Origin of the sequence: Streptomyces sp. NPDC048473 (assembly GCF_043200155.1) — a bacterium.
GTDB lineage: Bacteria > Actinomycetota > Actinomycetes > Streptomycetales > Streptomycetaceae > Streptomyces.
On the sequence record NZ_JBICXE010000001.1, the window covers coordinates 76,848 to 101,969 of the forward strand.

General features: G+C 71.1%; 24 protein-coding genes and 1 pseudogene. 15 read left to right on the forward strand and 10 right to left on the reverse strand.

What is annotated here, in order from left to right; translation table 11 throughout:
• Positions 1-15: 15 nt before the first annotated feature.
• The gene (locus ACGFU7_RS00375; RefSeq protein WP_393690794.1) at positions 16-738 is read right to left on the reverse strand and encodes a ZIP family metal transporter; all 723 of its coding nucleotides are present in this window, start codon (positions 736-738) and stop codon (positions 16-18) included.
• Between the two features lie 122 nt (positions 739-860).
• On the opposite strand from ACGFU7_RS00375, the gene cobM reads away from it, so the two are divergent.
• The 6 genes and pseudogenes from cobM to cobC all read left to right on the forward strand — a co-directional run.
• Entirely contained in the window at positions 861-1,709 is an 849-nt protein-coding gene (gene cobM, locus ACGFU7_RS00380) for a precorrin-4 C(11)-methyltransferase (protein WP_393690795.1), read from the forward strand.
• The gene (gene cbiE, locus ACGFU7_RS00385) at positions 1,706-2,995 is read left to right on the forward strand and encodes a precorrin-6y C5,15-methyltransferase (decarboxylating) subunit CbiE (protein WP_393690797.1); all 1,290 of its coding nucleotides are present in this window, start codon (positions 1,706-1,708) and stop codon (positions 2,993-2,995) included. The genes cobM and cbiE overlap by 4 nt, the downstream gene beginning before the upstream one ends.
• Positions 2,992-4,716, forward strand: coding sequence for a precorrin-3B C(17)-methyltransferase (gene cobJ, locus ACGFU7_RS00390; RefSeq protein WP_393690799.1), 1,725 nt, complete (start codon positions 2,992-2,994; stop codon positions 4,714-4,716). Before cbiE ends, cobJ begins: the two co-directional genes overlap by 4 nt.
• Positions 4,713-5,321 (forward strand): precorrin-8X methylmutase, encoded by a 609-nt coding sequence (locus tag ACGFU7_RS00395; protein WP_393690800.1) that lies wholly within the window; start codon positions 4,713-4,715, stop codon positions 5,319-5,321. The genes cobJ and ACGFU7_RS00395 overlap by 4 nt, the downstream gene beginning before the upstream one ends.
• Positions 5,318-6,226 (forward strand): sirohydrochlorin chelatase, encoded by a 909-nt coding sequence (locus tag ACGFU7_RS00400; RefSeq protein ID WP_393690802.1) that lies wholly within the window; start codon positions 5,318-5,320, stop codon positions 6,224-6,226. Before ACGFU7_RS00395 ends, ACGFU7_RS00400 begins: the two co-directional genes overlap by 4 nt.
• A pseudogene (gene cobC / locus ACGFU7_RS00405) lies at positions 6,159-7,304 on the forward strand (Rv2231c family pyridoxal phosphate-dependent protein CobC); the annotation flags it as partial. The gene ACGFU7_RS00400 and the pseudogene cobC, both read left to right, overlap by 68 nt.
• A 121-nt stretch (positions 7,305-7,425) precedes the next feature.
• Here the strand turns inward: cobC and ACGFU7_RS00410 are convergent.
• Both ACGFU7_RS00410 and ACGFU7_RS00415 read right to left on the reverse strand, forming a co-directional pair.
• The gene (locus ACGFU7_RS00410) at positions 7,426-8,424 is read right to left on the reverse strand and encodes an SCO1860 family LAETG-anchored protein (RefSeq protein ID WP_393690804.1); all 999 of its coding nucleotides are present in this window, start codon (positions 8,422-8,424) and stop codon (positions 7,426-7,428) included.
• Between the two features lie 335 nt (positions 8,425-8,759).
• A complete protein-coding gene (locus ACGFU7_RS00415; RefSeq protein WP_393691797.1) occupies positions 8,760-9,836 on the reverse strand; it encodes an amidohydrolase family protein in 1,077 nt (358 codons plus the stop codon).
• Between the two features lie 133 nt (positions 9,837-9,969).
• Here ACGFU7_RS00415 and ACGFU7_RS00420 point away from each other — a divergent pair, with 133 nt between their 5' ends.
• The 6 genes from ACGFU7_RS00420 (at position 9,970) to ACGFU7_RS00445 (ending at position 15,793) form a co-directional block, all read left to right on the forward strand.
• The gene (locus ACGFU7_RS00420; protein WP_393690806.1) at positions 9,970-11,076 is read left to right on the forward strand and encodes a pyridoxal-phosphate-dependent aminotransferase family protein; all 1,107 of its coding nucleotides are present in this window, start codon (positions 9,970-9,972) and stop codon (positions 11,074-11,076) included.
• Between the two features lie 394 nt (positions 11,077-11,470).
• Positions 11,471-11,935: a diaminobutyrate acetyltransferase gene (ectA, locus tag ACGFU7_RS00425; protein ID WP_393691798.1), complete on the forward strand. Its 465-nt coding sequence runs from the start codon at positions 11,471-11,473 to the stop codon at positions 11,933-11,935.
• A gap of 103 nt (positions 11,936-12,038) precedes the next feature.
• On the forward strand, positions 12,039-13,307 hold the full coding sequence (gene ectB, locus ACGFU7_RS00430) for a diaminobutyrate--2-oxoglutarate transaminase (RefSeq protein ID WP_393690808.1): 1,269 nt from the start codon (positions 12,039-12,041) through the stop codon (positions 13,305-13,307).
• Positions 13,308-13,384: 77 nt separating this feature from the next.
• A complete protein-coding gene (locus tag ACGFU7_RS00435) occupies positions 13,385-13,783 on the forward strand; it encodes an ectoine synthase (protein WP_358941895.1) in 399 nt (132 codons plus the stop codon).
• Between the two features lie 2 nt (positions 13,784-13,785).
• Complete coding sequence (thpD, locus tag ACGFU7_RS00440; RefSeq protein WP_393690810.1) at positions 13,786-14,679, forward strand: ectoine hydroxylase; 894 nt, start codon at positions 13,786-13,788, stop codon at positions 14,677-14,679.
• Between the two features lie 88 nt (positions 14,680-14,767).
• Positions 14,768-15,793 carry a VOC family protein gene (locus ACGFU7_RS00445; protein WP_393690812.1) on the forward strand — a complete coding sequence of 342 codons (1,026 nt, stop codon included), beginning with the start codon at positions 14,768-14,770 and terminating at the stop codon, positions 15,791-15,793.
• A gap of 314 nt (positions 15,794-16,107) precedes the next feature.
• On the opposite strand, the gene ACGFU7_RS00450 is transcribed toward ACGFU7_RS00445, so the two are convergent.
• Positions 16,108-17,184, reverse strand: a complete 1,077-nt coding sequence (locus ACGFU7_RS00450; RefSeq protein ID WP_393690814.1) for an alkene reductase — start codon at positions 17,182-17,184, stop codon at positions 16,108-16,110.
• Positions 17,185-17,341: 157 nt separating this feature from the next.
• On the opposite strand from ACGFU7_RS00450, the gene ACGFU7_RS00455 reads away from it, so the two are divergent.
• On the forward strand, positions 17,342-17,827 hold the full coding sequence (locus ACGFU7_RS00455) for a MarR family winged helix-turn-helix transcriptional regulator (RefSeq protein ID WP_393690816.1): 486 nt from the start codon (positions 17,342-17,344) through the stop codon (positions 17,825-17,827).
• Positions 17,828-17,848: 21 nt separating this feature from the next.
• On the opposite strand, the gene ACGFU7_RS00460 is transcribed toward ACGFU7_RS00455, so the two are convergent.
• Both ACGFU7_RS00460 and ACGFU7_RS00465 read right to left on the reverse strand, forming a co-directional pair.
• Positions 17,849-18,910, reverse strand: coding sequence for an aminotransferase class V-fold PLP-dependent enzyme (locus tag ACGFU7_RS00460; RefSeq protein WP_393690818.1), 1,062 nt, complete (start codon positions 18,908-18,910; stop codon positions 17,849-17,851).
• Between the two features lie 144 nt (positions 18,911-19,054).
• A complete protein-coding gene (locus ACGFU7_RS00465) occupies positions 19,055-19,774 on the reverse strand; it encodes a DsbA family oxidoreductase (RefSeq protein ID WP_393690820.1) in 720 nt (239 codons plus the stop codon).
• Positions 19,775-20,108: 334 nt separating this feature from the next.
• Here ACGFU7_RS00465 and ACGFU7_RS00470 point away from each other — a divergent pair, with 334 nt between their 5' ends.
• The gene (locus ACGFU7_RS00470; RefSeq protein ID WP_393690822.1) at positions 20,109-20,942 is read left to right on the forward strand and encodes a hypothetical protein; all 834 of its coding nucleotides are present in this window, start codon (positions 20,109-20,111) and stop codon (positions 20,940-20,942) included.
• A gap of 47 nt (positions 20,943-20,989) precedes the next feature.
• On the opposite strand, the gene ACGFU7_RS00475 is transcribed toward ACGFU7_RS00470, so the two are convergent.
• From ACGFU7_RS00475 to ACGFU7_RS00485, 3 genes are all read right to left on the reverse strand, one after another.
• The gene (locus ACGFU7_RS00475) at positions 20,990-21,700 is read right to left on the reverse strand and encodes a hypothetical protein (protein WP_393690824.1); all 711 of its coding nucleotides are present in this window, start codon (positions 21,698-21,700) and stop codon (positions 20,990-20,992) included.
• A 69-nt stretch (positions 21,701-21,769) separates the two neighbouring features.
• On the reverse strand, positions 21,770-22,240 hold the full coding sequence (locus ACGFU7_RS00480; protein WP_393690826.1) for a GNAT family N-acetyltransferase: 471 nt from the start codon (positions 22,238-22,240) through the stop codon (positions 21,770-21,772).
• A complete protein-coding gene (locus tag ACGFU7_RS00485) occupies positions 22,237-23,241 on the reverse strand; it encodes a GlxA family transcriptional regulator (RefSeq protein ID WP_393690827.1) in 1,005 nt (334 codons plus the stop codon). Before ACGFU7_RS00485 ends, ACGFU7_RS00480 begins: the two co-directional genes overlap by 4 nt.
• Before the next feature lie 70 nt (positions 23,242-23,311).
• Here ACGFU7_RS00485 and ACGFU7_RS00490 point away from each other — a divergent pair, with 70 nt between their 5' ends.
• Positions 23,312-24,718 (forward strand): MFS transporter, encoded by a 1,407-nt coding sequence (locus tag ACGFU7_RS00490; RefSeq protein ID WP_393690829.1) that lies wholly within the window; start codon positions 23,312-23,314, stop codon positions 24,716-24,718.
• 165 nt (positions 24,719-24,883) lie between these two features.
• On the opposite strand, the gene ACGFU7_RS00495 is transcribed toward ACGFU7_RS00490, so the two are convergent.
• Entirely contained in the window at positions 24,884-25,072 is a 189-nt protein-coding gene (locus ACGFU7_RS00495) for a hypothetical protein (RefSeq protein WP_393690831.1), read from the reverse strand.
• Positions 25,073-25,122 lie beyond the last annotated feature (50 nt).

The window sequence follows — 25,122 nt, forward strand, 5'->3', positions numbered from 1 at the left end:
GGTGCGGCGCGGTGGTCAGTCCGCGATGCCCACCACCAGCCAGATGAAGCCCACCCCGGCCACCGTGCACAGCAGCGTGGAGCGGGCCGGGTGTTCGTGGTGTGCCTCGGGGAGGATCTCGGCGGCGGCGAGGTAGAGCAGTGCGCCGCCGAAGAAGCCGAGATAGCAGCCGAGCGGTTCCTCCGGAAGGGTGAACAGCAGCGTCGTCGCCGCGCCCACGATCGGTGCCACGGCGTCCGCGAACAGCATGAACATGGCCTTGCGGCGGGCGTTCCCGTACAGGCTGGTGATCGTGTAGGTGTTGAAGCCGTCGGCGAAGTCGTGCGTGATGACCGCGAGGGCGACGGCGGCTCCCATGCCGGCGCTCACCTGGAAGGCCGCGCCGAGGGCGACGCCGTCCATCAGGCTGTGGCCGACCATCGCCGCTGCTGCCGTGAGTCCGACCTGCGGCACCCTCTCCTCGCCCGCGCCGTGTGCCGCCTGGCGGACGGCGAGCAGACGCTCCACCAGGTGGGCGACGAGGAAGCCGCCCACGAACAGCAGCAGGCCCGCCGGGACACCGAAGACGGGGTCGCCCGCGGTGTCGATCGCTTCCGGCAGCAGGTCCAGGCCGACCACGCCGAGCATCAGTCCGCCGGCGAAGCCGAGCACCAGGTGGCGGCGGTCGGTGACGTGTTGGGCGACCCAGCCGCCGGCCAGGGTCATCAGGAACGCGCCGAGCGCGACGAACACTGCCATGCGCTCTTGCTAGCCGATTGACCCCGGTGCGCGCATCTCACCGCGCCCTGCCGTCCGTCCCACCTGTCCCACCCTTCTGTTCCGTTTTTCCGTTTTCCCGTTTTTCGAAAGGACCCCGTCCCATGTCCGAAGCAGTCGACGCAGCCGGCGCGGTCGCCGCACCCACCCACGGCAAAGTGACGTTCGTCGGTGCCGGTCCCGGCGCCGCCGATCTGCTGACCTTCCGGGCGGCGCGGGCCATCGCGGATGCCGACATCGTCATCTGGGCGGCGAGCCTGGTGCAGGCAGAGGTCCTGGAGCATGCCCGGGAGGGCGCGGAGATCCTCGACTCGGCGCAGATGTCACTGGAGCAGGTCGTCGCCGTGTACGAACGTGCGGCGGCCGAGGGGCTGAAGGTGGCCCGTATCCACTCCGGCGACCCGGCGCTGTGGGGCGGCACGCAGGAGCAGGTCGACCGGTGTGCCGGGCTGGGGGTCGCGGTCGAGATCGTGCCGGGGGTGTCGTCGTTCTCGGCGGTCGCGGCGATCGCGCAGCGGGAGCTGACGATTCCGGAGGTCGCGCAGTCCGTGATCCTGACGCGTCTCGGCGGCGGCAAGACGCCGATGCCGCCGGGCGAGGAGGTACGGGAGTTCGCGCGTCACGGCACGACGATGGCGCTTTTCCTGTCGGCGGCCCGGTCCGGGCAGCTCACCCAGGAGCTGCTGGAGGGCGGCTATCCGACGTCGACGCCGGTCGTGATCGCGTACCAGGCGACCTGGCCGGAGGAGCTGATCCTGCACTGCACGATCGAGACCCTGGAGGAGACGGTCAAGGAGCACAAGCTCTGGAAGCACACGCTCTTCCTGGTCGGTCCGGCGCTTTCGGCGTCGGGAACGCGGTCGCACCTCTACCACCCGGGGCACTTCCACGGTTTCCGCAAGGCCGACAAGGCGGCGCGGGCCGAGCTGCGCGCCCAGCGGTCCGGCTCGTGACCGGGATCCTCGGTACGGGGACCGCCGCACCGATCCGGGTCTTCGGTACGGGGACGGGCGAGCCGCTCGGTCCCGAGGCCCAGGACGCGCTGGCCGTGGCCACATTGGTGGTCGGCGCCCGGCGTCATCTGGAAGCCGCGGGGCCGGCGGAGCGGGTCGAGCGCATCGTGCTCGGTCCGCTGGCGCCCGCGCTCGACCGGATCGCGGAGCATGCGCACGGGGACGGGACGCGGGTGGTCGTGCTGGCCTCCGGCGATCCCGGATTCTTCGGGATCGTACGGGCGCTGGCGGAGCGTTTCGGGGCGAGTGCGCTCGATGTGCGGCCGGGTTCGCCGTCCGTCGCGGTCGCGTTCGCCCGGCTCGGGCTGGCGTGGGACGACGCGGTCGTGGTCAGTGCGCACGGCCGTGACCCGCGTACTGCGGTGAACGCATGCCTGGCGCACCCGAAGGTGGCCGTCCTGACCGGGCCCGGCGCCGGGCCCGGTCAGCTGGCGGCCGGCCTTGTGCACGGCGCCGAGGGGCGCACCCTGGTCGTCGCGACGGCGCTCGGCGATCCGGAGCGGGAGCGCGTCGAGCGGCTGACTCCTGCCGAGGCGGTGGCCCGCGACTGGCCGGATCCGGTGAGTGTGGTGCTGTGTCTGGACGAGTCCCGGGTGCTCTCCCCGGTACGGACCGTCGCGGGAGCGCCCGCCGGGCCCGGCCGGTGGGCGCTGGACGAGGCGGAGTTCGAGCACCGCGACTCGATGATCACGAAGTTCGAGGTGCGGGCGCTGGCGCTGGCCCGGCTGGGACCGCGCACCGGTGACCTGGTGTGGGACATCGGTGCGGGTTCGGGTTCGGTTGCGGTGGAGTGCGCGCGGCTCGGCGCGGCCGCCGTCGCCGTGGAGAAGACCTCGGACGGGGTCGAGCGGATCAGGGCGAACGCGGCCGCGCACGCGGTGTACGTCCATGCGGTGCACGGCTCCGCGCCCGCCGTGCTCGACGGTCTGGGCGACCCGGACGCGGTGTTCATCGGGGGCGGCGGGCGTGAGCTGCCCGCCATCGTGACGGCGTGCGCCCGGCGGGCGCGGCGCTCGGTGGTGGTGGCGCTGGCGGCGCTGGACCGGGTGCCTCAGGTGCGTGCGGCGCTGGCCGGTGCCGGGCTCGTGCCCGAGGGCGTGCTGCTGCAGTCCTCCCGGCTGGCGCCGCTGCCCGGTGAGGTGACGCGGCTCGCCGCGGTCAACCCGGTCTTTCTGCTGTGGGGCACCCGCCCCGCGGTCCGTGCAAGTGAAGGAGCAACCCAGTGATCGGCCTGATTTCCGCCACGGCGGCGGGCACCGTCGCCCGCGACCGGCTGGCCGCGGCCTGGCCCGGCCGCACCGTGGTCTACGAGGGACCGGTGCGCGAGGCCGTGCAGCGGGCGTTCGCCGAGTGCGAGCAGCTGGTGTGTTTCCTGGCGACGGGGGCCGTGGTGCGGCTGCTCGCGCCGCTGCTGGCGGACAAGTCCTCGGACCCGGGTGTCGTCTGTGTCGACGAGGCGGGCCGCCATGCGGTGGCGCTGCTCGGCGGGCACGGTGGCGGGGCGAACGCGCTGGCCGGGGCGGTCGGTGACGTGCTGGGCGCGGCGCCGGTCGTGACGACGGCGACGGACGCGGCGGGGGTGCCGGGGCTGGACATGCTGGGCCTGCCCGTGGAGGGCGATGTGGCGGGGGTGTCGCGCGCGATGCTCGACGGGGCGGGGGTGGAGCTGCGGGCGGATGCGGTGTGGCCGTTGCCGCCGTTGCCGCCGAATGTGTCCCCCGGTGCCGAGGGCCCGGCCGTGCTGCATGTCACCGACCGGATCGTCGAACCCGTGGCGCAGGCCGCCGTGTTGCGGCCCGCGTCGCTCGCCGTCGGGGTCGGTGCGTCCAGAAACGCACCGGTCGAGGAGGTCGTCGGTCTGATCCGGGGCACCCTGCGCGAGGCCGGGCTTTCGCCGTTGAGCATCGCGGAGTTGGTGACGGTGGAGGCGAAGGCGGACGAGCCGGGGATCGTCGCCGCGGCCTCGCAGCTCGGCGTACCGCTGCGGACGTACGCCGCCGATGAGCTGGCCCGTATCGAGGTGCCCAATCCGTCCGACGCGCCGCTCGCCGCCGTCAAAACACCCTCCGTCGCGGAGGCCGCCGCGCTCGCCGCTGGGGGCGAACTCCTCGTGCCGAAGCGGAAGTCGCAACCCGAGGGGCGGGCCGCGATGGCCACATGTGCGGTGGTACGCCGCAGCCCGCGCGGGCGTCTGGCCGTCGTCGGTCTCGGCCCGGGTGCGCGCGATCTGCTGACCCCGCGGGCCCGCGAGGAGCTGCGGCGGGCCTCGGTGCTGGTCGGGCTCGATCAGTACGTCGATCAGATCAGGGACCTGCTGCGGCCCGGCACCACCATCCTGGAGTCGGGGCTCGGCGCCGAGGAGGCGCGGGCCCGTACGGCGGTCGCCGAGGCGCGCAAGGGGCATGCGGTGGCGCTGATCGGCAGCGGTGACGCGGGCGTGTACGCGATGGCGTCGCCCGCGCTCGCCGAGGCCGGCGCCGATATCGATGTGGTGGGTGTGCCGGGTGTGACGGCCGCGCTGGCGGCTGCCGCGATCCTGGGCGCCCCGCTGGGCCACGACCATGTGTCGATCAGCCTCTCCGATCTGCACACTCCGTGGGAGGTCATCGAGCGCCGGGTACGGGCCGCGGCCGAGGCCGACATCATCGTGACGTTCTACAACCCGCGCAGCCGGGGCCGCGACTGGCAGCTCCCGAAGGCCCTGTCGATCCTGGCCGAGCACCGGGAACCGGCGACACCGGTCGGAGTCGTACGCAATGCCTCGCGCCCGGACGAGAGCAGCCGGGTGACCTCGCTCGCCGGTCTGGACCCGGCGACGGTGGACATGATGACGGTCGTGACGGTCGGCAACACGGCCACGCGCGAGATCGCGGGCCGCATGGTGACACCGCGCGGCTACCGCTGGCAGTCGGCCACCGCGGCCCCGGCGCAGGGGGGAGCCGAGTGAGCCGGCCCTGGGAGAGGACCGTCCACCCCATCGAGCAGGAGTCGTTCCGGCGGCTGCGCGCCCGCCTGGACACCTCGCACTTCGCACCGCTGACCCGGGCCGTGGTGGAGCGAGTCATCCACTCCGCGGCCGATCTGGAATACGCGACGGACCTGGTCTGCGACGAGGCGTCGCTCGCCGTCGCGCATGCGGCGCTGCACACCGGTGCGCCGGTCGTCACCGATGTGGAGATGGTCGCGGCGGGCATCACCCGCCGCGAGACCGTGTGCCGTCTGAAGGAGGCCAGGTCCGGTCCCGGGCTGACCCGTTCGGCACATGCGATCCGGCTCGCGTACGAGCAGGTCGGGCCCGGCGCGATCTGGGTGATCGGCAATGCGCCGACCGCGCTGGAGGAGCTGCTCGTTCTCGATGCCGCGCCCGCGCTCGTCATCGGGCTGCCGGTCGGTTTCGTCGGCGCGACCGAGTCGAAGGCGGCGTTGCGCGAGAGCGGTCTGCCCGCCGTGAGCAATGTGTCCGAGAAGGGCGGCTCGGCCGTCGCGGCTGCCGCTCTCAACGCCCTGCTGTACCACCCCGTACCCCCCACGAACACCGAGGAGAACCTGTGACCACCCCGTCCACCCAGCCCGCACTGCTCATCGCCGGCCACGGCACCAGGGACGCGGGCGGGGCCGCGGCCTTCCGTGACTTCGTGACCGAGCTGGGCAAGCGCCACCCCGAACTGCCCGTCGCGGGCGGCTTCATCGAGCTGTCCCCGCCGCCGCTCGGCGACGCCGTGACCGAGCTGGTCGAGCGCGGTGTGAAACGCTTCGCCGCCGTGCCGCTGATGCTGGTGTCGGCCGGGCACGCCAAGGGGGACATTCCGGCGGCGCTGACCCGTGAGAAGGAGCGCCACCCCGGCATCTCGTACACCTATGGCCGTCCGCTCGGCCCGCACCCGGCGCTGCTGGAGGTGCTGGAGCGCCGGGTCGACGCGGTGCTGGGCGACACCGACCGGTCCGAGGTGACGGTGCTGCTGGTCGGGCGCGGTTCGACCGACCCGGACGCCAACGCCGAGGTGTACAAGGCGGCACGGCTGTTCTGGGAGGGCCGTGGTTACGCGGGGGTGGAGACGGCGTTCGTCTCGCTCGCGGCGCCGGACGTACCGTCCGGTCTCGACCGTTGCGTGAAGCTGGGTGCCGGGCGCATAGTCGTTCTGCCGTACTTCCTCTTCACCGGCATCCTGCCGGACCGGGTGCGTCATCAGACCGAGGAGTGGGCCGCCGCCCACCCGGAGCTCGATGTCCGCCCGGCCGAGGTCATCGGTGCGGCCGAGGAACTGTACGACCTGGTCATGGAGCGCTACAGGGAGGCCGTCAAGGGCGATCTGCGGATGAACTGCGACTCATGCGTGTACCGGATCTCGCTGCCGGGCTTCGAGGACAAGGTGGGGCTGCCGCAGCAGCCGCACTTCCACCCCGACGACGACGGCCATCACCACCACCCCCACGGCGGTCATGCACACTCCCACTGAAAGACCCGACGCGACAGACGCGGGCACGCACGATCTGCGGCACCACGGTGACGCGGAAGTACGGGGACGGGGCCGGGATCTGACCGATCTCGCCGTCAACGTACGGACGGATACGCCCCCGGCCTGGCTGAGGGCGCGGATCGCCGCGTCGCTGGGCACGCTTGCCGCGTACCCGGACGGCCGTCCGGCGCGGGCGGCGGTCGCGGCGCGGCACGGGCTGCCGGTGGAGCGAGTGCTGCTGACGGCGGGTGCGGCGGAGGCGTTCGTGCTGATCGCACGGGCGCTGCCGGCCTGCCGTCCGGTCGTGATCCATCCGCAGTTCACCGAGCCGGAGTCGGCGCTGCGCGCGGCCGGGCACGAGGTGCGGCGGGTGCTGCTGCGGGCCGAGGACGGTTTCCGGCTGGACCCGGCGGCCGTGCCCGAGGACGCGGATCTGGTGGTGGTCGGCAATCCGACCAATCCCACATCGGTCCTGCATCCGGCGGCCGTGCTGGAGAAACTGGCGCGCCCCGGGCGGACGTTGGTGGTCGACGAGGCGTTCATGGACGCGATACCGGGCGAGCGCGAGGCGCTGTGCGGGCGTACGGAGATCCCGGGGCTCGTCGTGCTGCGCAGCCTCACCAAGACCTGGGGGCTCGCGGGGCTGCGGATCGGTTACGTACTGGCCGCCCCGGAGACGGTCCGCGCTCTGGAGGAGGCGCAGCCGCTGTGGCCGGTGTCGTCCCCGGCGCTGGCGGCGGCCGAGGCGTGCATGGAGCCACGGGCCCTGGCCGAGGCGGCTGCCGCGGCGGAGCGGATCGCGGTGGACCGGGCCCATCTGGTCGCGGGGCTCAGGGAGTTCACCGAAGTGCTGGTGGCGGAACCGGCCGAGGGGCCGTTCGTCCTGGTACAGCTGGAGGGGGCCGCCCAGGTACGGGAGCGGTTGCGGGCGCTGGGGTTCGCGGCGCGGCGCGGAGATACGTTTCCGGGGCTCGGCACGCAGTGGCTGCGGCTGGCGGTACGCGACCGTGCGACGACCAACCGCTTCCTGCAGGCACTCGACCAGGCGCTGCAGACACTGACCGCGGTCACACGCTGACGGGACGGCTCACGGGGCGAGGCGCTCACCCCGCTCACGGGGAGCGGCGTTCCGTCACGCGAACGCCGCTCCCCGCTCCCCTCCTGGCCTACTGCTGCCCCCCTCGGGCGGCCTTGAGTGGTCAGTCCTGGGCGCGGCGCCTGGCCACGACCATCGCCCCGGCGCCCACCGCCAGCAGCACGGCCGCGCCGCCCGCGATGTACGGCGTCGTGGAGCTGCCGCCGGTCTCCGCGAGGTTGGAGTCGGCGGCCGGGGCGTGGCCCGTGCCGGTCTGGGGCTTCACATTGCCGCCGTCACCGCCGCCCGTGCTGCCGGACGTGCTGCCTCCGCCACTCGTCCCGCCGTTGCCTGAACCTCCATTGCTGGAACCGCCGTTGTCGGAACCGCCGTTGTCACCGCCCCCGGTCGCCTTCGGTGTCTCGCAGGTCGCCTCGGCGAGCGTGACCTCACCCTGCACATCGGCGACATTCAGCTTGAGCGGGTTGACGGAGACCTTCAGCTGAAGCGCGGCCGCCGCCGCGGTGCGCGAGGTGGTGTGCGTCTTCGACAGGTCGAGGGTCACCTCGCCGACGCCCGGCACCTGCACCTGTGTGGTGCCGCCCGCGGTGAGGGTGATCCGCTTGCCGAGGACCGACACATGCCCCAGCACGTTCGACTCGGCGACCGGCTTCCTGCCCACCTCGCAGACCGCCTTGGAGGTGACCTTCTCGACCTCGATCAGCGAGAGCAGCGGCAGTCCGGGCACATGGACCCGGGCCTTCGCCAGATTGCTGTAGCCCTCGGCCCTGTGCTTGCCGACGGTCGCCTTGGCGGTGGCCACATCGGCGCTCAGCACGCTGAACGGCCGTCCTTTGTCCACCCCGTCGAGTCGCACGCTCAGCGCGGTCTTATCGGCGCCGGCGGGTGCCTGCACTTCATTGAGCGTGGCCTTGAGCGGCACATCGATCGTCTTGTTCAGGAGCGAGACGTCGAGTGCGGTACGGAGCACGACCGCGCTCGCCTTCCCGTCGCCGGTGGTCGTGGTGGTCGCGGTGGCGGCCTGTGCCGGGACGGCGACCAGCAGAGCGACAGGAGCGGCGGCGACCGCCAGGGCGGCCAGGCGGAAGGTATTGCTGTTCAAGATGGTGGAACCCCCACAAGAGACATGGAGCCACCGGTGCCGTCCAATGGGGGACATCGCGGGCGCCGGTGACCTCGACCCCGAAAGCTTTACGCACGGAGGGTGAACTGGCAGACACCTGACGTGAGTTCACTCCAAAGGGGGGTTTCCGCGCCTGTATTCGATTATCTCGGTACGTTCGTTCCTCGGAGTCACCCGATCCGCTGAGCACGGACGGCCCGGAGATTGACTGCGCCGGGGTGCGCGCCAGGGTGCTTCAACGACACGGCAGATATTCGGTAACTGCCTGTCAACACGGCGCACCCCGGTCGGGAGGCGGCCCCGTGAGCCGTCCCTCAGCCGATCACCCGCCCGTTCAGCACCACCCGTCGCGGCGCCGCCAGCACCCGTACGTCCGCCCGCGGGTCCTCGTCGTACACCACCAGGTCCGCCGGTGCGCCCTCCTCCAGCACCGGCCGCCCGAGCCACTGACGCGCACCCCAGGTCGTCGCGGACAGCGCGTCCAGGGCCGGGATGCCCGCCTTCACCAGCTCGGCGACCTCGTCCGCCACCAGCCCGTGGGCGAGCACACCGCCCGCGTCGGTGCCGACGAAGACCGGCACCCCGGCGTCGTATGCGGCGCGCACAGTGTCGTAACGCCGCTCGTGCAGCCGCCGCATATGGGCCGACCAGCGGGGGAACTTGGCGTCGCCGCCCGCCGCGAGCGAAGGGAACGTGGCGATGTTGACCAGCGTGGGGACGATCGCGACACCGCGCTCGGCGAAGAGCGGAATGGTGTCCTCGGTCAGCCCGGTGGCGTGCTCGATGCAGTCGATCCCGGCCTCGACGAGATCGCGCAGCGAGTCCTCGGCGAAGCAGTGCGCGGTGACCCGGGCGCCGAGCCGGTGCGCCTCGGCGATGGCCGCCTCGACCGCCTGGCGCGGCCAGCAGGCGGTCAGATCGCCCACCTCCCGGTCGATCCAGTCGCCGACCAGCTTCACCCAGCCGTCGCCGCGGCGCGCCTCCTGTGCGACGTACGCGACCAGTTCGTCCGGCTCGATCTCGTAGGCGTAGTTCCGGGTGTATCTGCGGGGCCTGGCGATGTGGCGGCCGGCCCTGATGATCTTCGGCAGGTCCTCGCGGTCGTCGATCCACCGGGTGTCGGCCGGCGAACCCGCGTCCCGCAGCAGCAGCGCACCCACCTCCCGGTCGGCGATGGCCTGCTTCTCGCTGGTCGCCGCGTCGACGGCGCCGTGATGGTCGAGACCGACGTGGCAGTGTGCGTCGACCAGCCCCGGCAGCGCCCAGCCGGTGACGGTCACCGCCCCGTCCGCGCCGGCCGGCCTCCCGTATGAGATCCGCCCGTCGACGGCCCAGAGCTCGTCCCGGACGTCCTCGGGTCCGACGAGCACCCGCCCCTTCACGTGCAGCACCTGCGGTGCCCTGTGATCACTCATGAGCAGCACTGTACGAGGCACCGCGCGGCGCCCTGGGTACGCTTCGACGGAAGCCCTGTCCGTACGTGGTACCCGCGGCGCACCGACCCGATCCGAAGAGAGCACCACCGTGACGCACCCCTTCCTCGACCTCGCCCCGCTCACCGCCGCGCATTTCGCGGCCATCGAGAAGCGGGTGGCCGGCCTCCTCGCCACCGAGCAGGACGTCGTCATCATGCAGGGCGAGGCGCTGCTCCCCCTCGAAGGCTGCATCCGGGGCGGCGCCCGGCCCGGCTCGACCGCGCTGAACGTCGTCACGGGGCCGTACGGGCAGACCTTCGGGAACTGGCTGCGGGACTGCGGTGCCAATGTCGTGGATCTGGCGGTTCCGTTCCACTCGGCGGTCACCGCGGACCAGGTCGCGCGGGCGCTGGCCGAGCACCCGGAGATCGACTTCGTCTCCCTGGTCCACGCCGAGGCGGCAACCGGCAACACCAACCCGGTCGCCGAGATCGGCGAGGTGGTCCGTTCGCACGGGGCGCTGTTCATGCTGGACGCCGTCGCCTCGGTGGGTGCCGAGCCGCTGCTGCCGGACGTGTGGGGCGTCGACCTCTGCGTGATCGGCGCGCAGAAGGCGATGGGCGGCCCGGCCGGGGTGTCGGCCGTGTCGGTGAGCGAGCGGGCCTGGGAGCGGATCGCCGCCAACCCCCAGGCCCCGCGCCGCTCGTACCTCTCGCTCCTGGACTGGAAGGAGCGCTGGATCGACGGCGGCCGCAAGGCGCTGCTGCACGCCCCCGCCCAGCTGGAAATGCTGGCCCTGGAGGCATGCGTGGAGCGGATCGAGGCCGAGGGTCTGGAGGCGCTGATGGCCCGTCATGCCTCCGCTGCCGCGGCGACGCGGGCGGGTGCGGTGGCGCTCGGCGGCGGTCTGTCGCCGTATGTGCACGAGGCGAAGGACGCGGCGCCGGTCGCGACGACGCTGCGCGCCCCGGCGGGTGTCGACGCCTCCGAGCTGGTCGCGCGGGCGCTCGCGGCCGACCCGTCGCTGCCGCTGATCGCGGGCGGCGGTGCGCTGTCCAAGGAGATGATCCGGGTCAATCACTACGGTGTGGATGCGACGCGGGGTGCGGTGCAGTCCTCGCTCGCGGCTCTGGGGGCGGCGCTGGCCGATGCGGGCCGGCAGGTCGACTTCGAAACTGCCCGCAAGGCCGTTTCGGAAACCTGGCCGAACGAATAAATTCGCGCCAGGACGTCAATATTCCATAAATGCGGGGAGCTGCTTTATTCAGAGCAGCTCCCCGCATTCTTCTGCCCGCTTTCCCGGCCCCTAAACACCCAAGTTTCCAGGGCCTCGATCCACACAATTCCGTTGCGTCACCCGAGAGTTACGACCTTGTGACCGACTCCACATCACGCCCGTTATGCCGGATAAATAGCGGCCAAAATGGAAGAAAGTGCGGTCGGATCGCGCCGAGGCACGCGCCCGCGTGATAACACAACGGATCGCTCCACCCAACCCCTCACGTCGATGCAATTTCAGAATTTGCTGGGTAAATTCAATTCGCATGACCGCCGCACCAGCAGATTTTGCAAGTGCCCGAAGCGAATTCCTCACCATCGACACCCCACGAGTGGAGGACGGAGCCGCGATCTGGCGCATCGCCCGCGACTCCGAGGTTCTGGACCTCAACTCCTCGTACAGTTACCTGCTGTGGTGCCGTGACTTCGCGGCCACCTCCGTGGTCGCCCGCGACGAGACCGGCCGACCCGTCGCCTTCGTGACGGGATACCTCCGGCCGGACCGCCCCGGGACACTCGTCGTCTGGCAGGTGGCCGTCGACCACGGCCGCCGCGGGACCGGACTTGCGGGAAAGCTGCTGGACGCGCTGACCTCGCGGGTCGCAGCCTCGCAGGGCCTGGCCTCGGTCGAGACGACCGTCACCCCGGACAACACCGCGTCGGACCGTCTGTTCACCTCCTACGCGCAGCGCCATGACGTCGCACTGGAGCGCGAGGTGCTCTTCGACGGCGAGCTGTTCCCCGAGGGAACGCATCTGCCGGAAGTGCTGTACCGCATCGGCCCGTTCCACACCTGAGCGCCTCGGCCGGCTCCGCATCCGAGCGCATCGGCCCGTTCGTTCCACACCTGAGCACGCCGCACCGCCGCCCGTCACACCCCCCTCAAGCAGGAGATTCCCTGTGACCATCACCCCGCCCGCGCTGAGTGTCTTCGAGACCCTGGAGTCGGAGGTACGGAGCTACTGCCGCAGCTGGCCCGCAGTGTTCGACCGTGCGCAGGGCGCCCGTCTGACCGACGAGGACGGCCACACCTATCTCGACTTCTTCGCCGGCGCCGGATCTCTCAACTACGGCCACAACAACCCGGTGCTGAAACGCGCGCTGATCGACTACATCGAGCGCGACGGCATCACCCACGGCCTCGACATGGCCACCACCGCGAAGCGCGCCTTCCTGGAGTCCTTCCAGAACAACGTGCTGCGCCCGCGTGACCTCCCGTACAAGGTCATGTTCCCCGGCCCGACCGGCACCAACTCGGTGGAGGCGGCGCTGAAGCTGGCCCGCAAGGTGAAGGGGCGCGAGTCGATCGTCTCGTTCACCAACGCCTTCCACGGCATGTCGCTGGGATCGCTCGCCGTCACCGGCAACGCCTTCAAGCGGGCCGGGGCCGGTATCCCGCTGGTGCACGGCACCCCGATGCCGTTCGACAACTACCTCGACGGCCGGGTACCGGACTTCCTCTGGTTCGAGCGGCTCCTCGAGGACGAGGGGTCGGGTCTCAACAAGCCCGCCGCCGTGATCGTCGAGACGGTGCAGGGCGAGGGCGGCATCAATGTGGCGCGCCCCGAATGGCTGCGGGCGCTGTCCGATCTGTGCCACCGCCGCGACATGCTCCTGATCGTCGACGACATCCAGATGGGCTGCGGACGCACGGGGGCGTTCTTCTCGTTCGAGGAGGCCGGCATCACCCCCGACATCGTCACCCTGTCCAAGTCCATCAGCGGCTACGGACTGCCCATGTCGCTCTGCCTGTTCAAGCCGGAGCTGGACATCTGGGGGCCGGGCGAGCACAACGGCACCTTCCGCGGCAACAACCCCGCATTCGTCACGGCCACCGCCGCGCTGGACGCCTACTGGGCGGACGGCCAGATGGAGAAGCAGACCCTGGCCCGGGGCGAGCAGATCGAGCAGGCGCTCCTCGCGATCTGCGACGAACACGCCCGGCTCGGTGCGCAGTTCCGGGGCCGCGGCCTGGTCTGGGGCATGGAGTTCACCGACAAGTCGCGCGCCGTCGCGGTCTGCGCCCGCGCCTTCGAGCTGGGCCTCCTGGCCGAGACCTCCGGTCCGCAGAGCGAGGTCGTGAAGCTGCTGCCGCCGCTGACCGTCACCCCCGAGGAGCTGGACGAGGGCCTGCGCACGCTGGCCCGCGCGGTCCGCGAGACCGCCTGACCCCGACCCGGACCCGCCCCGGCGCGGCGCGGGTCCGACGAGAAACACCGCCACAGAGAGAAAGGCACCGACCCACCGTGATCGTCCGATCGTTCAGTGACATCGAAAACACCGACCGGCATGTGAAGGCCGCTTCCGGAACCTGGGAGAGCAAGCGCATCGTGCTCGCGCAGGAGAAGGTGGGCTTCTCGCTCCACGAGACCACGATGTACGCGGGTACCGAGACGTCGATGTGGTACGCGAACCACATCGAGGCCGTCCTGTGCGTCGAGGGCGAGGCCGAGCTCACCGACGACGAGACCGGCGAGAAGCACTGGATCACCCCCGGCACGATGTACCTGCTGAACGGCCATGAGCACCACACCATGCGGCCGAAGACCGACTTCCGCTGCGTCTGCGTCTTCAACCCTCCGGTCACCGGACGGGAGGAGCACGACGAGAACGGTGTCTATCCGCTGCTGACCGAGGAGGGCTGAGCATGACCACCGATGTACGCGCCGATCTGTACCCCACACGCGGCGCAGCCGAGATGACAACTCCCCGTCAGGACCCGGTCATCTGGTCCCCACCCGGTGCCCCGGGGCCGGTCGCCGTGAAGGATCTGCAGGGCTTCGAGCGCGACGGCTTCCTCACCGTCGACCAGCTGATCACGCCGGACGAGGTCGCCGTCTGCCACGCCGAACTGGACCGGCTGATCGCCGACCCGGCGGTGCGGGCCGACGAGCGCGCGATCATAGAGCCGAAGTCGCAGAAGGTACGGTCGGTCTTCGAGGTCCACCGGATCAGCGAGGTCTTCGCCCGGCTGGTCGGCGACGAGCGCGTGGTGGGCCGGGCCCGCCAGATCCTCGGTTCGGACGTGTACGTCCACCAGTCCCGGATCAACGTCAAGCCGGGCTTCGGTGCTTCGGGGTTCTACTGGCACTCGGACTTCGAGACCTGGCACGCCGAGGACGGTCTGCCGAACATGCGGGCGGTGTCCGTGTCGATCGCGCTGACCGAGAACCACGACACCAACGGCGGGCTGATGATCATGCCCGGTTCGCACAAGTCGTTCCTCGGCTGTGCGGGCGAGACGCCGAAGGACAACTACAAGAAGTCCCTGAAGATGCAGGACGCCGGCACCCCGTCCGACGAGGCCTTGACGAAGATGGCCGACCGGCACGGCATCAAGCTCTTCACGGGCAGGGCGGGTTCGGCGACCTGGTTCGACTGCAACTGCATGCACGGCTCGGGGGACAACATCACCCCGTACCCGCGCAGCAATGTCTTCATCGTCTTCAACAGCGTGGACAACGCCGCCGAGGAGCCGTTCGCGGCACCGGCGCGGCGTCCGGAGTTCATCGGGGCGCGGGACTTCACGCCGGTGAGCTGAACCGGGCAGGGTGGGGCGGCGGATGCCGCCCCACCCCCTCTTTAAAGTTGGTGGACCACGACGGCCGTCAGCGGCGACAGTGGGGCCCATGACTTCACTCGTACGTCACATCACGATCGACTGCGCCGACGCCTACAAGCTCGCCGGTTTCTGGTCCGGGGTACTCGGCGCCCCGCTCTCCGACGAGGACGCCCCCGGCGATCCCGAGGCGCTCGTCGAGGCCCCCGGTGCCGCGCTGCTGTTCATCTCGGTGCCGGAGCCGAAGAGCACCAAGAACCGTCTGCACCTGGACATTCAGCCGCAGGACCGCACCCGGGACGAGGAGGTCGAGCGGCTGCTCGGCCTGGGCGCCACCCTCGTGGCCGACCACCGCAAGCCGAACGGGCGGGGCTGGGCGACGCTCGCCGATCCGGAGGGCAATGAGTTCTGCGTCGAGTGCAGTGCGGCGGAACGGGCCGCGCTGACCGGGACCCGGCTGCCGGTCACGGCGGACGATGTGACCACCGCTGTCCGCCTCGCGGTCGATACGCTCCGGAAGTCCCCGGCGGACAACTGGCTGGTCCCGGCCGGGACGCTGGAGTGGAACTGCTGGGAGACCGCGGAGCATCTGAGCGACGACCTCTTCTCCTACGCGGCCCAGCTGGGCCCGCAGCAGCCGCCGCTGGACACGTATGTCCCCTACCGCTGGAGCGCCGACCACAAGGGCGGTCCGGCGAACGCGATCTTCGCGGACCGGTCGGCCGGACCCGCCGGGCTGCTCCTGACGCTGGAGGCGAGCGGCGCGCTGCTCGCGGCGATGGTACGGACGGCCTCGCCCGAGGTCCGCTCGTACCACTCCTACGGGGTTTCCGACCCGGAGGGCTTCGCCGCCATGGGCATCGTGGAGACCCTGGTGCACGTACATGACCTCGCCGCGAGCCTGGACGTCCCCTGGACCCCGCCCGCCGCTCTCTGCGACCGGGTGCTGGCCCGGCTGTTCCCGGACGCCCCGAAGGACGCCGACCGGTGGGCCGTCCTGCTCTGGTCGACCGGCCGCGCCACGCTGCCCGGTCAGCCGCGCGTCACCTCGTGGAAGTGGCACAGCGCGCCGCTGGACGAGTCCGGCCAGGAGTAGCGAGAGCCTGGGCGGGCGCGGGTGGGCGCCCCGGGGGTGCTGCAAGAATCGAGGGCTGTGGAACATCGGCAGATCCTGGAGAAACTGGCCGCCCGGGGACTCGTCCGGCACACCGGACAGCGGGGACCGGTGCGCCCGCCTCCCGCTGTCCGGCACACCGGACAGCGGGGACCGGTGCGCCCACTTCCCGCACAGGGTGGTGTCGAGGAGGGCCAGGATCCCCTCGCCCCACACCCGGATCGTCACGGCACGGGACGGGACACCGACCCCAGTTCTCAAACACGACCTGGCCGCAGCCGGCGACCCGCACGGCCTCAGGACTGAACGGCGTCCAGCGCCGGGTAGTCGACGTACCCCTTCGCGTCCCCGCCGAAGAAGCTCGACGGGTCCGGGGTGTTGAACGGGCCGCCGGACTTCAGCCGGGCGGGCAGGTCCGGGTTGGCGATGAACAGCGCACCGTACGAGATGATGTCGGCGATCCCGTCGTCGATCACTGAGTGGTCGTCCGGTCCGGTCGGCCCGTCCGTCAGCACGTTGACGATGAAGGTGCCGGAGAACTGCTTGCGCAGCGCGAGAGTCAGCTCGCGGATCTCCACCGCCTCCAGGACGTGCAGATAGGCGAGGCCGAGCGGCTCGATCTCCCGTACCAGCGCGGTGTAGACGGCGTCCGGCGCGGGCTCGTCGATGTCGTTGTACGCGTTTCCGGGCGAGATGCGCAGCCCGGTCCGCTCCGCGCCGATCTCGGCCGCGACGGCCTTGACCACCTCTACGGCGAACCGGATACGGGCCTCCTCGGAGCCGCCCCACTCGTCCGTTCGCAGGTTGGTGTTGGGCGCGAGGAACTGGTGGATGAGGTAGCCGTTGGCACCGTGCAGCTCGACCCCGTCGAAGCCGGCGTCGACCGCGTTACGGGCGGCCGCCGCGAAGTCGGCTATGGTCTGCCGGACCTCGTCGCCGGTCAGTTCGCGCGGTGCGGTGAAGTCCTCCAGCCCCGCGCCGGTGTAGAGCCGGCCGGCGGGCTTGACCGGGGAGGCGCTGACCGGGCCGAGCCCGTCCGGCAGCAGGACCGGGTGGCCGATCCGGCCCGCGTGCATGAGCTGGGCGAAGATCCGGCCGCCCGCCGCGTGCACCGCGTCGGTGACCCTGCGCCAGGACGCGACCTGCTCCGCGCTGTGCAGTCCCGGAGTGGAGGGGTAGCCCTGGCCCACGACCGACGGCTGGATGCCCTCCGTGATGATGAGGCCCGCCGAGGCGCGCTGGGCGTAGTACTCGGCGACGAGATCCGTGGCGGTGCCGCCCTCACCGGCCCGGCTGCGGGTCATCGGAGCCATCGCGATGCGGTTGGCGAGCTGGGTACCGGACAGATCGATCGGGTCGAATGCGGTGGTCATGGAAGCCCCCAGGAAAATTATGTGGTCGGCCAATTATCTGCGTCCTGCGCCACTGTAGCCCATTGATTGGCCGACCAAGGTAAAGTTCGCAGAAAGCGCCGGCTCCGCGCTCGCGCCCCGCCAGGAGAGCCGCCCGGCACCACCCCGAGGAGTCCCGATGAAGGCCGACCCCGCCTGTACCGAACTGCCGAGCGCCGCCCTCGGCGGCCCCGTCAGCCATGCCGTCTCGCGGGTCGCCCGGCTGCACCGGTTCGCCGCGGGCAAGCTGCTCAAGGGGCTCGGGCTCTACCCCGGCCAGGAGTTCCTGATGATGTATCTGTGGGACGCGGGTGCGGTGCGCCAGTCCGAGCTGATCAAGGCCGTCGACCTCGACCCCTCCACCGTCACCAAGATGCTCCAGCGCCTCGAACAGACCGGGCACGTCCGCCGCTGCCCCGACCCGGACGACCGCCGGGCCGTCCTGGTCGAGGCCACCGACGACAGCTGCGCGCTGCACGCCGACGTCGAGCGGGCCTGGACGAATCTGGAGGAGCACACCCTCGCCGGGCTGGACACGGCCGAACGCGAGGAGCTGGCCCGGCTGCTCGCCAAGGTCGAGGAGAACCTCTGTCACGAGACCGAGGACTGCCCCGAGCGCCGCTGATCCCCCGGCATCCGGGCGGGTTCAGCCGGAGAGCACGTCCAGGGCCCGGTCCACATCGGCCTCCGTGTTGTACAGATGGAAGGCCGCGCGCAGACTCCCCGCCCGGTTCGAGACCACCACCCCGGCCCGCGCCAGCTCCGGCTCCCGCCCGCCGAGTCCGGGCACGGCCACGATCGCCGACTCCCCCGGCACCGCCTCGTGCCCCAGCCCGGCCAGCCCCGCCCGCATGCGGGCCGCGAGCCCGGTGGCGTGGGCATGGACGGCATCGACGCCGACCTCGCCCAGCAGCGCGAGGGAGTGCTCGGCGCCGTGGTACGAGAGGAAGGCCGGCGGTTCGTCGTAGCGACGGGCGGTCGGCGAGAGCCGCCCGACCGGTCCGTACGTACTGTTCCAGGGGTCGTCGGCGGCGACCCACGCGGCGAAGACGGGCGGCAGGGTGCGCTGCGCCTCCTCGGTGACGGTGAGGAACGACGCGCCCCGCGGACAGAGCAGGAATTTGAAGCCGCCGGTGACGGTGTAGTCGTACGCCCCGGCGTCCAGCGGCAGCCAGCCGGCCGACTGGGTGGCGTCGAGCAGCGTCCGTGCGCCGTGGGCGGCGGCCGCCGCGCGTACCGCGTCCAGATCGGCGATCCGGCCGTCGGCGGACTGTACGGAGGAGAAGGCGACGAGCGCGGTGCCGGGCCGTACCGCATCGGCCAGCCCGTCCAGCGGGACGTAGCGCACCTTGAGATCGCCACGGACCGCGAACGGACTGACGACGGAGCTGAACTCCCCCTCGGGCGCCAGGATTTCGGCCCCCGCAGGCAGCGAGGCCGCGATCAGCCCGACGTGTACGGAGACCGAGCTGCCGGTGGCGACCCGGTCGGCGTCGACACCGGCGAGGCGGGCGAATCCGGCCCGGGCCGCGTCCACCGCCTCGAAGTCGCCGGAACCGGCCCTGCGGCCCGCGGCGATCGCCTCGGCGAGCGTCTTCACCGCGTCCACGGTGCGACGGGGCAGCAGCCCGCAGGTGGAGGTGTTGAGGTAGGTGGTCTCCGGCGCGAACTCGTCGTCCACCGTGCGGCTGAGCGAAGTAGTCTCCATGAGCCCAGCCTGAAGCCCCCTTAACTCATCGTCAATTACCAAGAGTTAAGGGGTGCACCCAAGCAATGCTTATGTATGCAGCTGAGCGAGGTGTCGGCGATGGTGCCGGCCTGCGGGCTCAGACGTTGCTGCCGGTCTGCGGGCTCAGGCGTTGCTGCCGGTCTGCGGGACCTCGCAGGCACCGTCGGCGTCGCACGCCGCGGCGTCCCCGCCGATCGCGGTCAGCGGCCGGTCCTTCCATGCCTGTTCGAGCGCCTGGGCGAAGACCTCGGCGGGCTGGCCACCGGAGATCCCGTACCGCCGGTCGAGCACGAAGAACGGCACCGCGTTGGCCCCCAGCTCGGACGCCTCGCGCTCATCGGCCCGCACCTCGGCGGCGTACGCCTCCGGGGCGGCGAGGACGGCGCGCGCCTCGTCGGCGTCGAGCCCGGCCTCGACGGCCAGCTCGACCAGCACGTCACCGTCGAAGACAGAACGCTCCTCGGCGAAGTTCGCCCGGTAGGCGAGGCTCAGCAGCTCGTCCTGGCGGCCGCGGGCCTTGGCCAGGTGGAGCAGACGGTGGATGTCGAAGGTGTTGCCGTGGTCACGGCCCTCGGTGAGGTAGCCGAGCCCTTCGGCCTGCGCGTTGGCCGCGACGTTCGCCTCCATGCCCTGCGCCTCTTCGCGGGTGCGCCCGTACTTCTGCGCCAGCATGTCGATCACCTGCACGGTGTCGCCCTTGGCATGCGTGGGGTCGAGCTCGAAGGACCGGTGCACGACCTCGACCTCGTCGCGGTGGGCGAACCCCGCCAGGCCCTTCTCGAAGCGGGCCTTCCCGATGTAGCACCAGGGGCAGGCGATGTCGCTCCAGATCTCGACGCGCATGTCTCTTCTTCTCTCCGTGTTCTCGTGCGGCCGTACTGCTCGTACGTACGGCTCAGGCGGCGCGGAGCCACCCTCCGCACCCGTGGACAACGCAGGAGCGGACCCGCTCATTCCCCGGATCGGACCGTGGCCGCCGCGGGCAGTACCGCAGATCGTGATCTTCAGTGGTGTTCGTGAGTGGACCGCCACTGGTGGTAGCAGGTGGTTGCCCCCGGTCTGACCGGCGACCTCGCGGGCCCCTAGCATTCCGGGCATGCAACGGGAACTGGGCGACATCGGGTCGGCACTGCGCGAGGCAGGCGGTCTCCTCCAGAAGTACGTTCTGGGCGCGGAGGTGGACGGTCCGGCGGACCTTGAGGAAGAGGCAGCCGAGATCCGCGAGCTGTACGCGCACGTCCAGCAATCCGATCCGGAGGACGTCACGGCCGCTGTCGGTCTCACCGTCCTGGCGCTCGGTGCGCTTCAGGCCTACGTGGAGAACGAGCTTGACGAGCTGTTCATGACGGTGGTCGAAGAACTGTCACCGTTCGTTGGGCTGGAGGACGACGATGAGGTCGGCCGTGGACTGGCCGATGAGACCGCTCGCAGGGCGCGACGGGCGCTTGAGCTTGATCCGGCGAACAATCTCGCGGCTTTCGCTCTCGGCCTGGCGTTGGAATGGCTCGACGACCATGAGAGTGCTGCCGCGGCCTACCGCGAGGCGCTGCGTCTCGACCCGGGGGACTTCGCTGCGCGGGTCCGGGTCGAAACTCTGGAGGACGTCGAGCTTCCCCGGTCGTCGGCGGAGGAGGCCACGAGCCACCATGCCAGGGGCTTCTACCTGCTTCGGATGACCGAACTCGTCAGCAACAGCGGGACCGAAGTCGGCTGGACCTGGCTGGTGACGGACCTGACCGACGTATGCAGTGCGGCGGAGAGCTATCTCGGCAAGAGAGTGCCTGGCGATGACGGAAGAGACACCTTCCGGGTGGACACCCACATGCCGGGCCGGCCGATCGTGATCGCGGATCTGTACGAGTCACTTCGCCGCATGCCGGACCGGCAAGTGGCAATCGACTGGTCAAAGGTGGCCATGCCCGACTTGGCCGGGGAACTGCTACCGGCCGGGCAGCCGGTGCGGGAATGCGGGCAGATGTTCTTCTTCGGCGCCAACGAACATTTCGACTGACGTGATCTTCATCTGAGACAGCCACCGGCCCCGCGTCGCGAGCACGGTCACAGCGCGGCCCGGTCCATCGGGCGCGGCAGCGGCTGCAGCGCACCGGCGGCCCGCAGCCGCAGATAGGCCCGCAGTACGTCCTTCACGTTGCCGCGCGGAGCGATGTCGAGGAGTACGCCTCCGACGCCGAGTTCCCTGTGCCCGGCCGTCATGCCCTCCGGCAGCAGGGCCGCGCGTGCCGGGGAGAGATAGCCGGCCCAGCCGACGCAGGGCTCACCGACAGCGAACCCCCCATCGTCCTCCAAGGCGTCGAGCACATCGTCGTCGGTGACATCGCCGAAGTCCGGCGCCCACGCCTCGGCGACAGCGGCAAGGAGATCCCCGTCCAAGATCTCGGCGGTGTCCGGTGATCTGATACCGATCACCATCGACTGGAGGAGGTACTCCGAGACGCCGCCCGCATTCCCGCTGACCTCGATCTCCCAGTCCGGCTCACCCGCGAAGACGAGTCGCAGCCCGAACCCGACACGGTCCGACCAGCCGTCGGCTTCCTGGGCCGCTCGCAGAGCGGCGAGGAGGGAATCCTCGTACGGCAGGAAATCGGTGGCGGGCCCGGACAAGTGGATCTGCCGCCACGTCCACAGCGTTCCCGGGCCGCCCACCGGAAGGATCTCGGCAAGCCGGTCCAGGGTGAGCTTCCATCGCCGGGTCAGCGCCTCGGCCGACTCCTCCCGGGGCCCCCAGAAGCCCCGCACCACACGTCGCATGTCCTGCCTCCACCGACTCCGCCCATGTGTGCTACCGGGCCCAACTCCGTTCCCAGGATGCCCCGGTGGTCAGCTCACCGCGAGGCGCAGCACCAAGTGGGTGCCGTTGCGGGGGTGATCGGGGTCGGGGGTCCAGCCCCGGTCGGCGTAGAAGGACTGGGCGCGGGTGTTGTGCACGAAGACTTCGAGGCGCGCACTGCCGGCTCCGGCCCGCCGCCAGGCTTCGACGCAGGCGGTGTGGAGTTCGGTGCCGATTCCCGTACGCCAGTGGGAGGGGGAGACATGGAGCTGGGTGAGGTTCATGACTCCGTCGCGCACGGCGTAGGCCGCGATGCCGGCGACGGTGCCCTCCCGCTCGGCGCAGAGCACGGTGGCGTCCGGGCGGTCGATCGCGCGGGACCAGCCGTCCCGGCTGCGGCCGGCCTCGGCGGCGCCCGCGTACTCCTCCTCCGGGATGTGGCCCCGGTAGTAGGTGGCGCGGGCCTCGGTGTGCAGCTGGACGACGGCGTCGAGATCGGCGGGCGTGGCGGTTCTGATCACGAGGAGAGTGACGCGGCCGGCCGGTCCGTGGTTGCCGCGGACGGCACCGCGGTCAGCCTGCTGAAGGAGGCACGGTACGCGCTCGGGGTGAGGCCGAGGCGGCGCTGGATGTGCTGGCGCATCGAGTCTGCGGTGCCGAGGCCGCTGGCGCGGGCGACCTGGTCCATGGGGAGGGCGGTGGTCTCCAGCAGCTCGCGGGCCCGTTCGATGCGCTGGTGGAGCAGCCACTGGAGGGGGCTGAGTCCGGTCTCGGCATGGAAGCGCCGCGAGAGCGTCCGCACGGAGACGCCCGCGTTGCGGGCCAGGTCGGTGAGGGTCAGTGGTTCGTCGAGGTGCCGCATCGCCCACGCGCGGGTGCAGGCGAAGGAGACACCGCGCTCGGGCGGCAGCGGGGTGTCGGTGAACTGGGTCTGGCCACCGGGCCGTACGGGAGCGACGAGGGTGAGACGGGCGACGCCGTTCGCGACGGCCGCGCCGTAGTCGGTACGGATGATGTGGAGGCAGAGGTCGATCCCGGCCGCGTAGCCGGACGAGGTGAGGACCGTGCCGTCCTGGACGAAGAGGACGTCCTTCTGGAGATCGACGGACGGGTAGCGGTCGCCGAGTTCACCGGTGTACGTCCAGTACGTGGTGGCGGCGCGCCCGTCGAGCAGGCCCGCCTCGGCGAGGGCGAAGGCACCGGTGCAGATGGAGGCGATGCGCCTGCCGTCGGCGGAGGCCCGGCGCAGCGCGGCGAGGATGCGCGGGTCGGGCTCCTCGCGGGAGCCCGCACCGGCGATGATCACGGTGTCCGCGGTGTCGATGACGTCAAGACCGTGCGGGATGTGCACATCGAGTCCGCTGCTGGTGCGGACGGGACCGGGTTCCAAGGTGCAGAAGAGCGTCTCGTACCCCGGAGCGCCGTCGATCTCGACCTTGCTGAACAGCATCTCGGGGATGGCGATGTTGAACATCGACACGGGCGGCGTCGAGATGACGACGACACGGTGCACAGGCGGCATGGCCAGAACCTCCGGAGGTATGGCATTCAGGCCACTACTGTACGCCGGGGCTGATCGCCAGGCTTGACGCATGCCAACAGAGAACCTCGTTCAAGCACCGGATTCCGCCACCGAGTTGCCCCGCGACACACGCGCGCAGAGCCCCTCCCCCACCCTGACCCTGGTGGCCTCCCTGCTCGGCTTCGCACTGATCATGCTGGACGCGTCGGTGGTGAATGTGGCGCTCCCGTCGATGGGCTCGGACCTCGGCGGCGGGATGGCCGGGCTGCAGTGGGTGGTCGACGCGTACACGATCGCCTTCGCCGCGCTGCTGCTGTCGACGGGCGCGTTCTCGGACCGGATCGGTGCGACGCGTGCGTACACCGCCGGGATCGCCCTGTTCACGCTGGCGTCCGTCGCCTGCGGCCTGGCCCCGAACCTCCCGGCGCTGATCGGTTTCCGGGTGGTGCAGGGCATCGCGGCCGCCGTCGTACTGCCGACGACGCTGGCCCTGGTACGGCAGGCGTACGCCGATCCCGCGCAGCGCGGCCGTGCGGTGTCACTGTGGGCGGCGGGCGGTACGACGGCGGCGGCGCTGGGCCCCGTCGCGGGCGGGGCGCTGACCACGGCCTGGGACTGGCGGGCGATCTTCTTCATCAATCTGCCGGTGGGCCTGGTCGCCCTCGCACTGACGTTCCGCGCGCCCCGCTCGGCCCGCCGCCCCGCACCGCTGGACCTGCCGGGCCAGCTGACCGCCGTAATCGCACTGGCCGCACTGGCCTTCGCGGTGATCGAGCACGGGACGCTCGCTCTGGTTGCGCTCGGGGTCGCGGTGGCGTCGCTGGCCGCGTTCCTCCGCATCGAGTCGCGCCACCCGCATCCGGTGGTGCCGCTGGGCCTGTTCCGTAACCGGATGGTCGCGGTGGCGGTCACCGCCGGTTCCGCGCTCAGCGTCGCGTTCTACGGAATGATCTTTGTCTTCAGTCTCTTCTTCCAGCAGGTGCGCGACCAGTCGGCGCTGACCGCCGGCCTGATGTTCCTGCCGATGACCGGACTGCTCGTGGTGGTGAACGTGCTGTCGGGCAGGCTGGCCAACCGCTACGGCCCCCGGCTGCCGATGCTGACCGGCCAACTCCTCTCGGTGGGCGGCCTGTTGCTCCTGCTGTTCGTCGACACGGACACGCCCCTGATCCTGACGTCCGTACTCCTGGTGCCGCTGGCCCTGGGCGCTGGCCTGGCCCTGCCGCCGCTGACCGCGGCCATGATGGAGGCCGTGCCGACCGACCGGGCCGGCGTCGCTGCGGGCGTCCTGAACGCCGCCCGCCAGGTCTCCGGCGGCCTGGGCGTGGCGGCGTTCGGCGCCTTGGTCGCGACCGGCTTCGAGGACGGCCTGCGGACGAGCCTGGCGATCAGCGCCGCACTGCTGACGCTGACGGCACTGGCAACGACCCGGCTGCCGAGTGGCGGGCCGACCGCCTCGTCGAGGGACAGCAACTGAGCTGCCGGGAGCGGCGAGAGTGCCGGAGCGACGCGGTGCGGATCACCGCCGGTCGGCAGCAGTGTTCAAGACACTGCTGCCGGAACCCTGGCAGTCGCAACGGCAGACGGCTCAACGGCGAGTGCTGGGCCGGGCCCGACCCAGCACAACGCAGGGCGGGCGTGATCAGGTGCGGTCGTCGAGGTCGTCCTCGATGTCGTCGAAGCTCTGCTGACCCTGCTGCCGGGTCTGCTCAGCGCGCTGGCGCAAGCGCTCCTGCTCACTCTGCCCGCGCTGGGCTGCCTCGTCCTGCTTGCCCTGCATCTTCTGCTTGGCCTGCTGCGCCTTGGCTTGCATCTCGTCCTTGATGCCCATCAGGGGCACTCCGTTTCTGGAGGGGGATCGGTCTTCAGCCACCGTGGCAT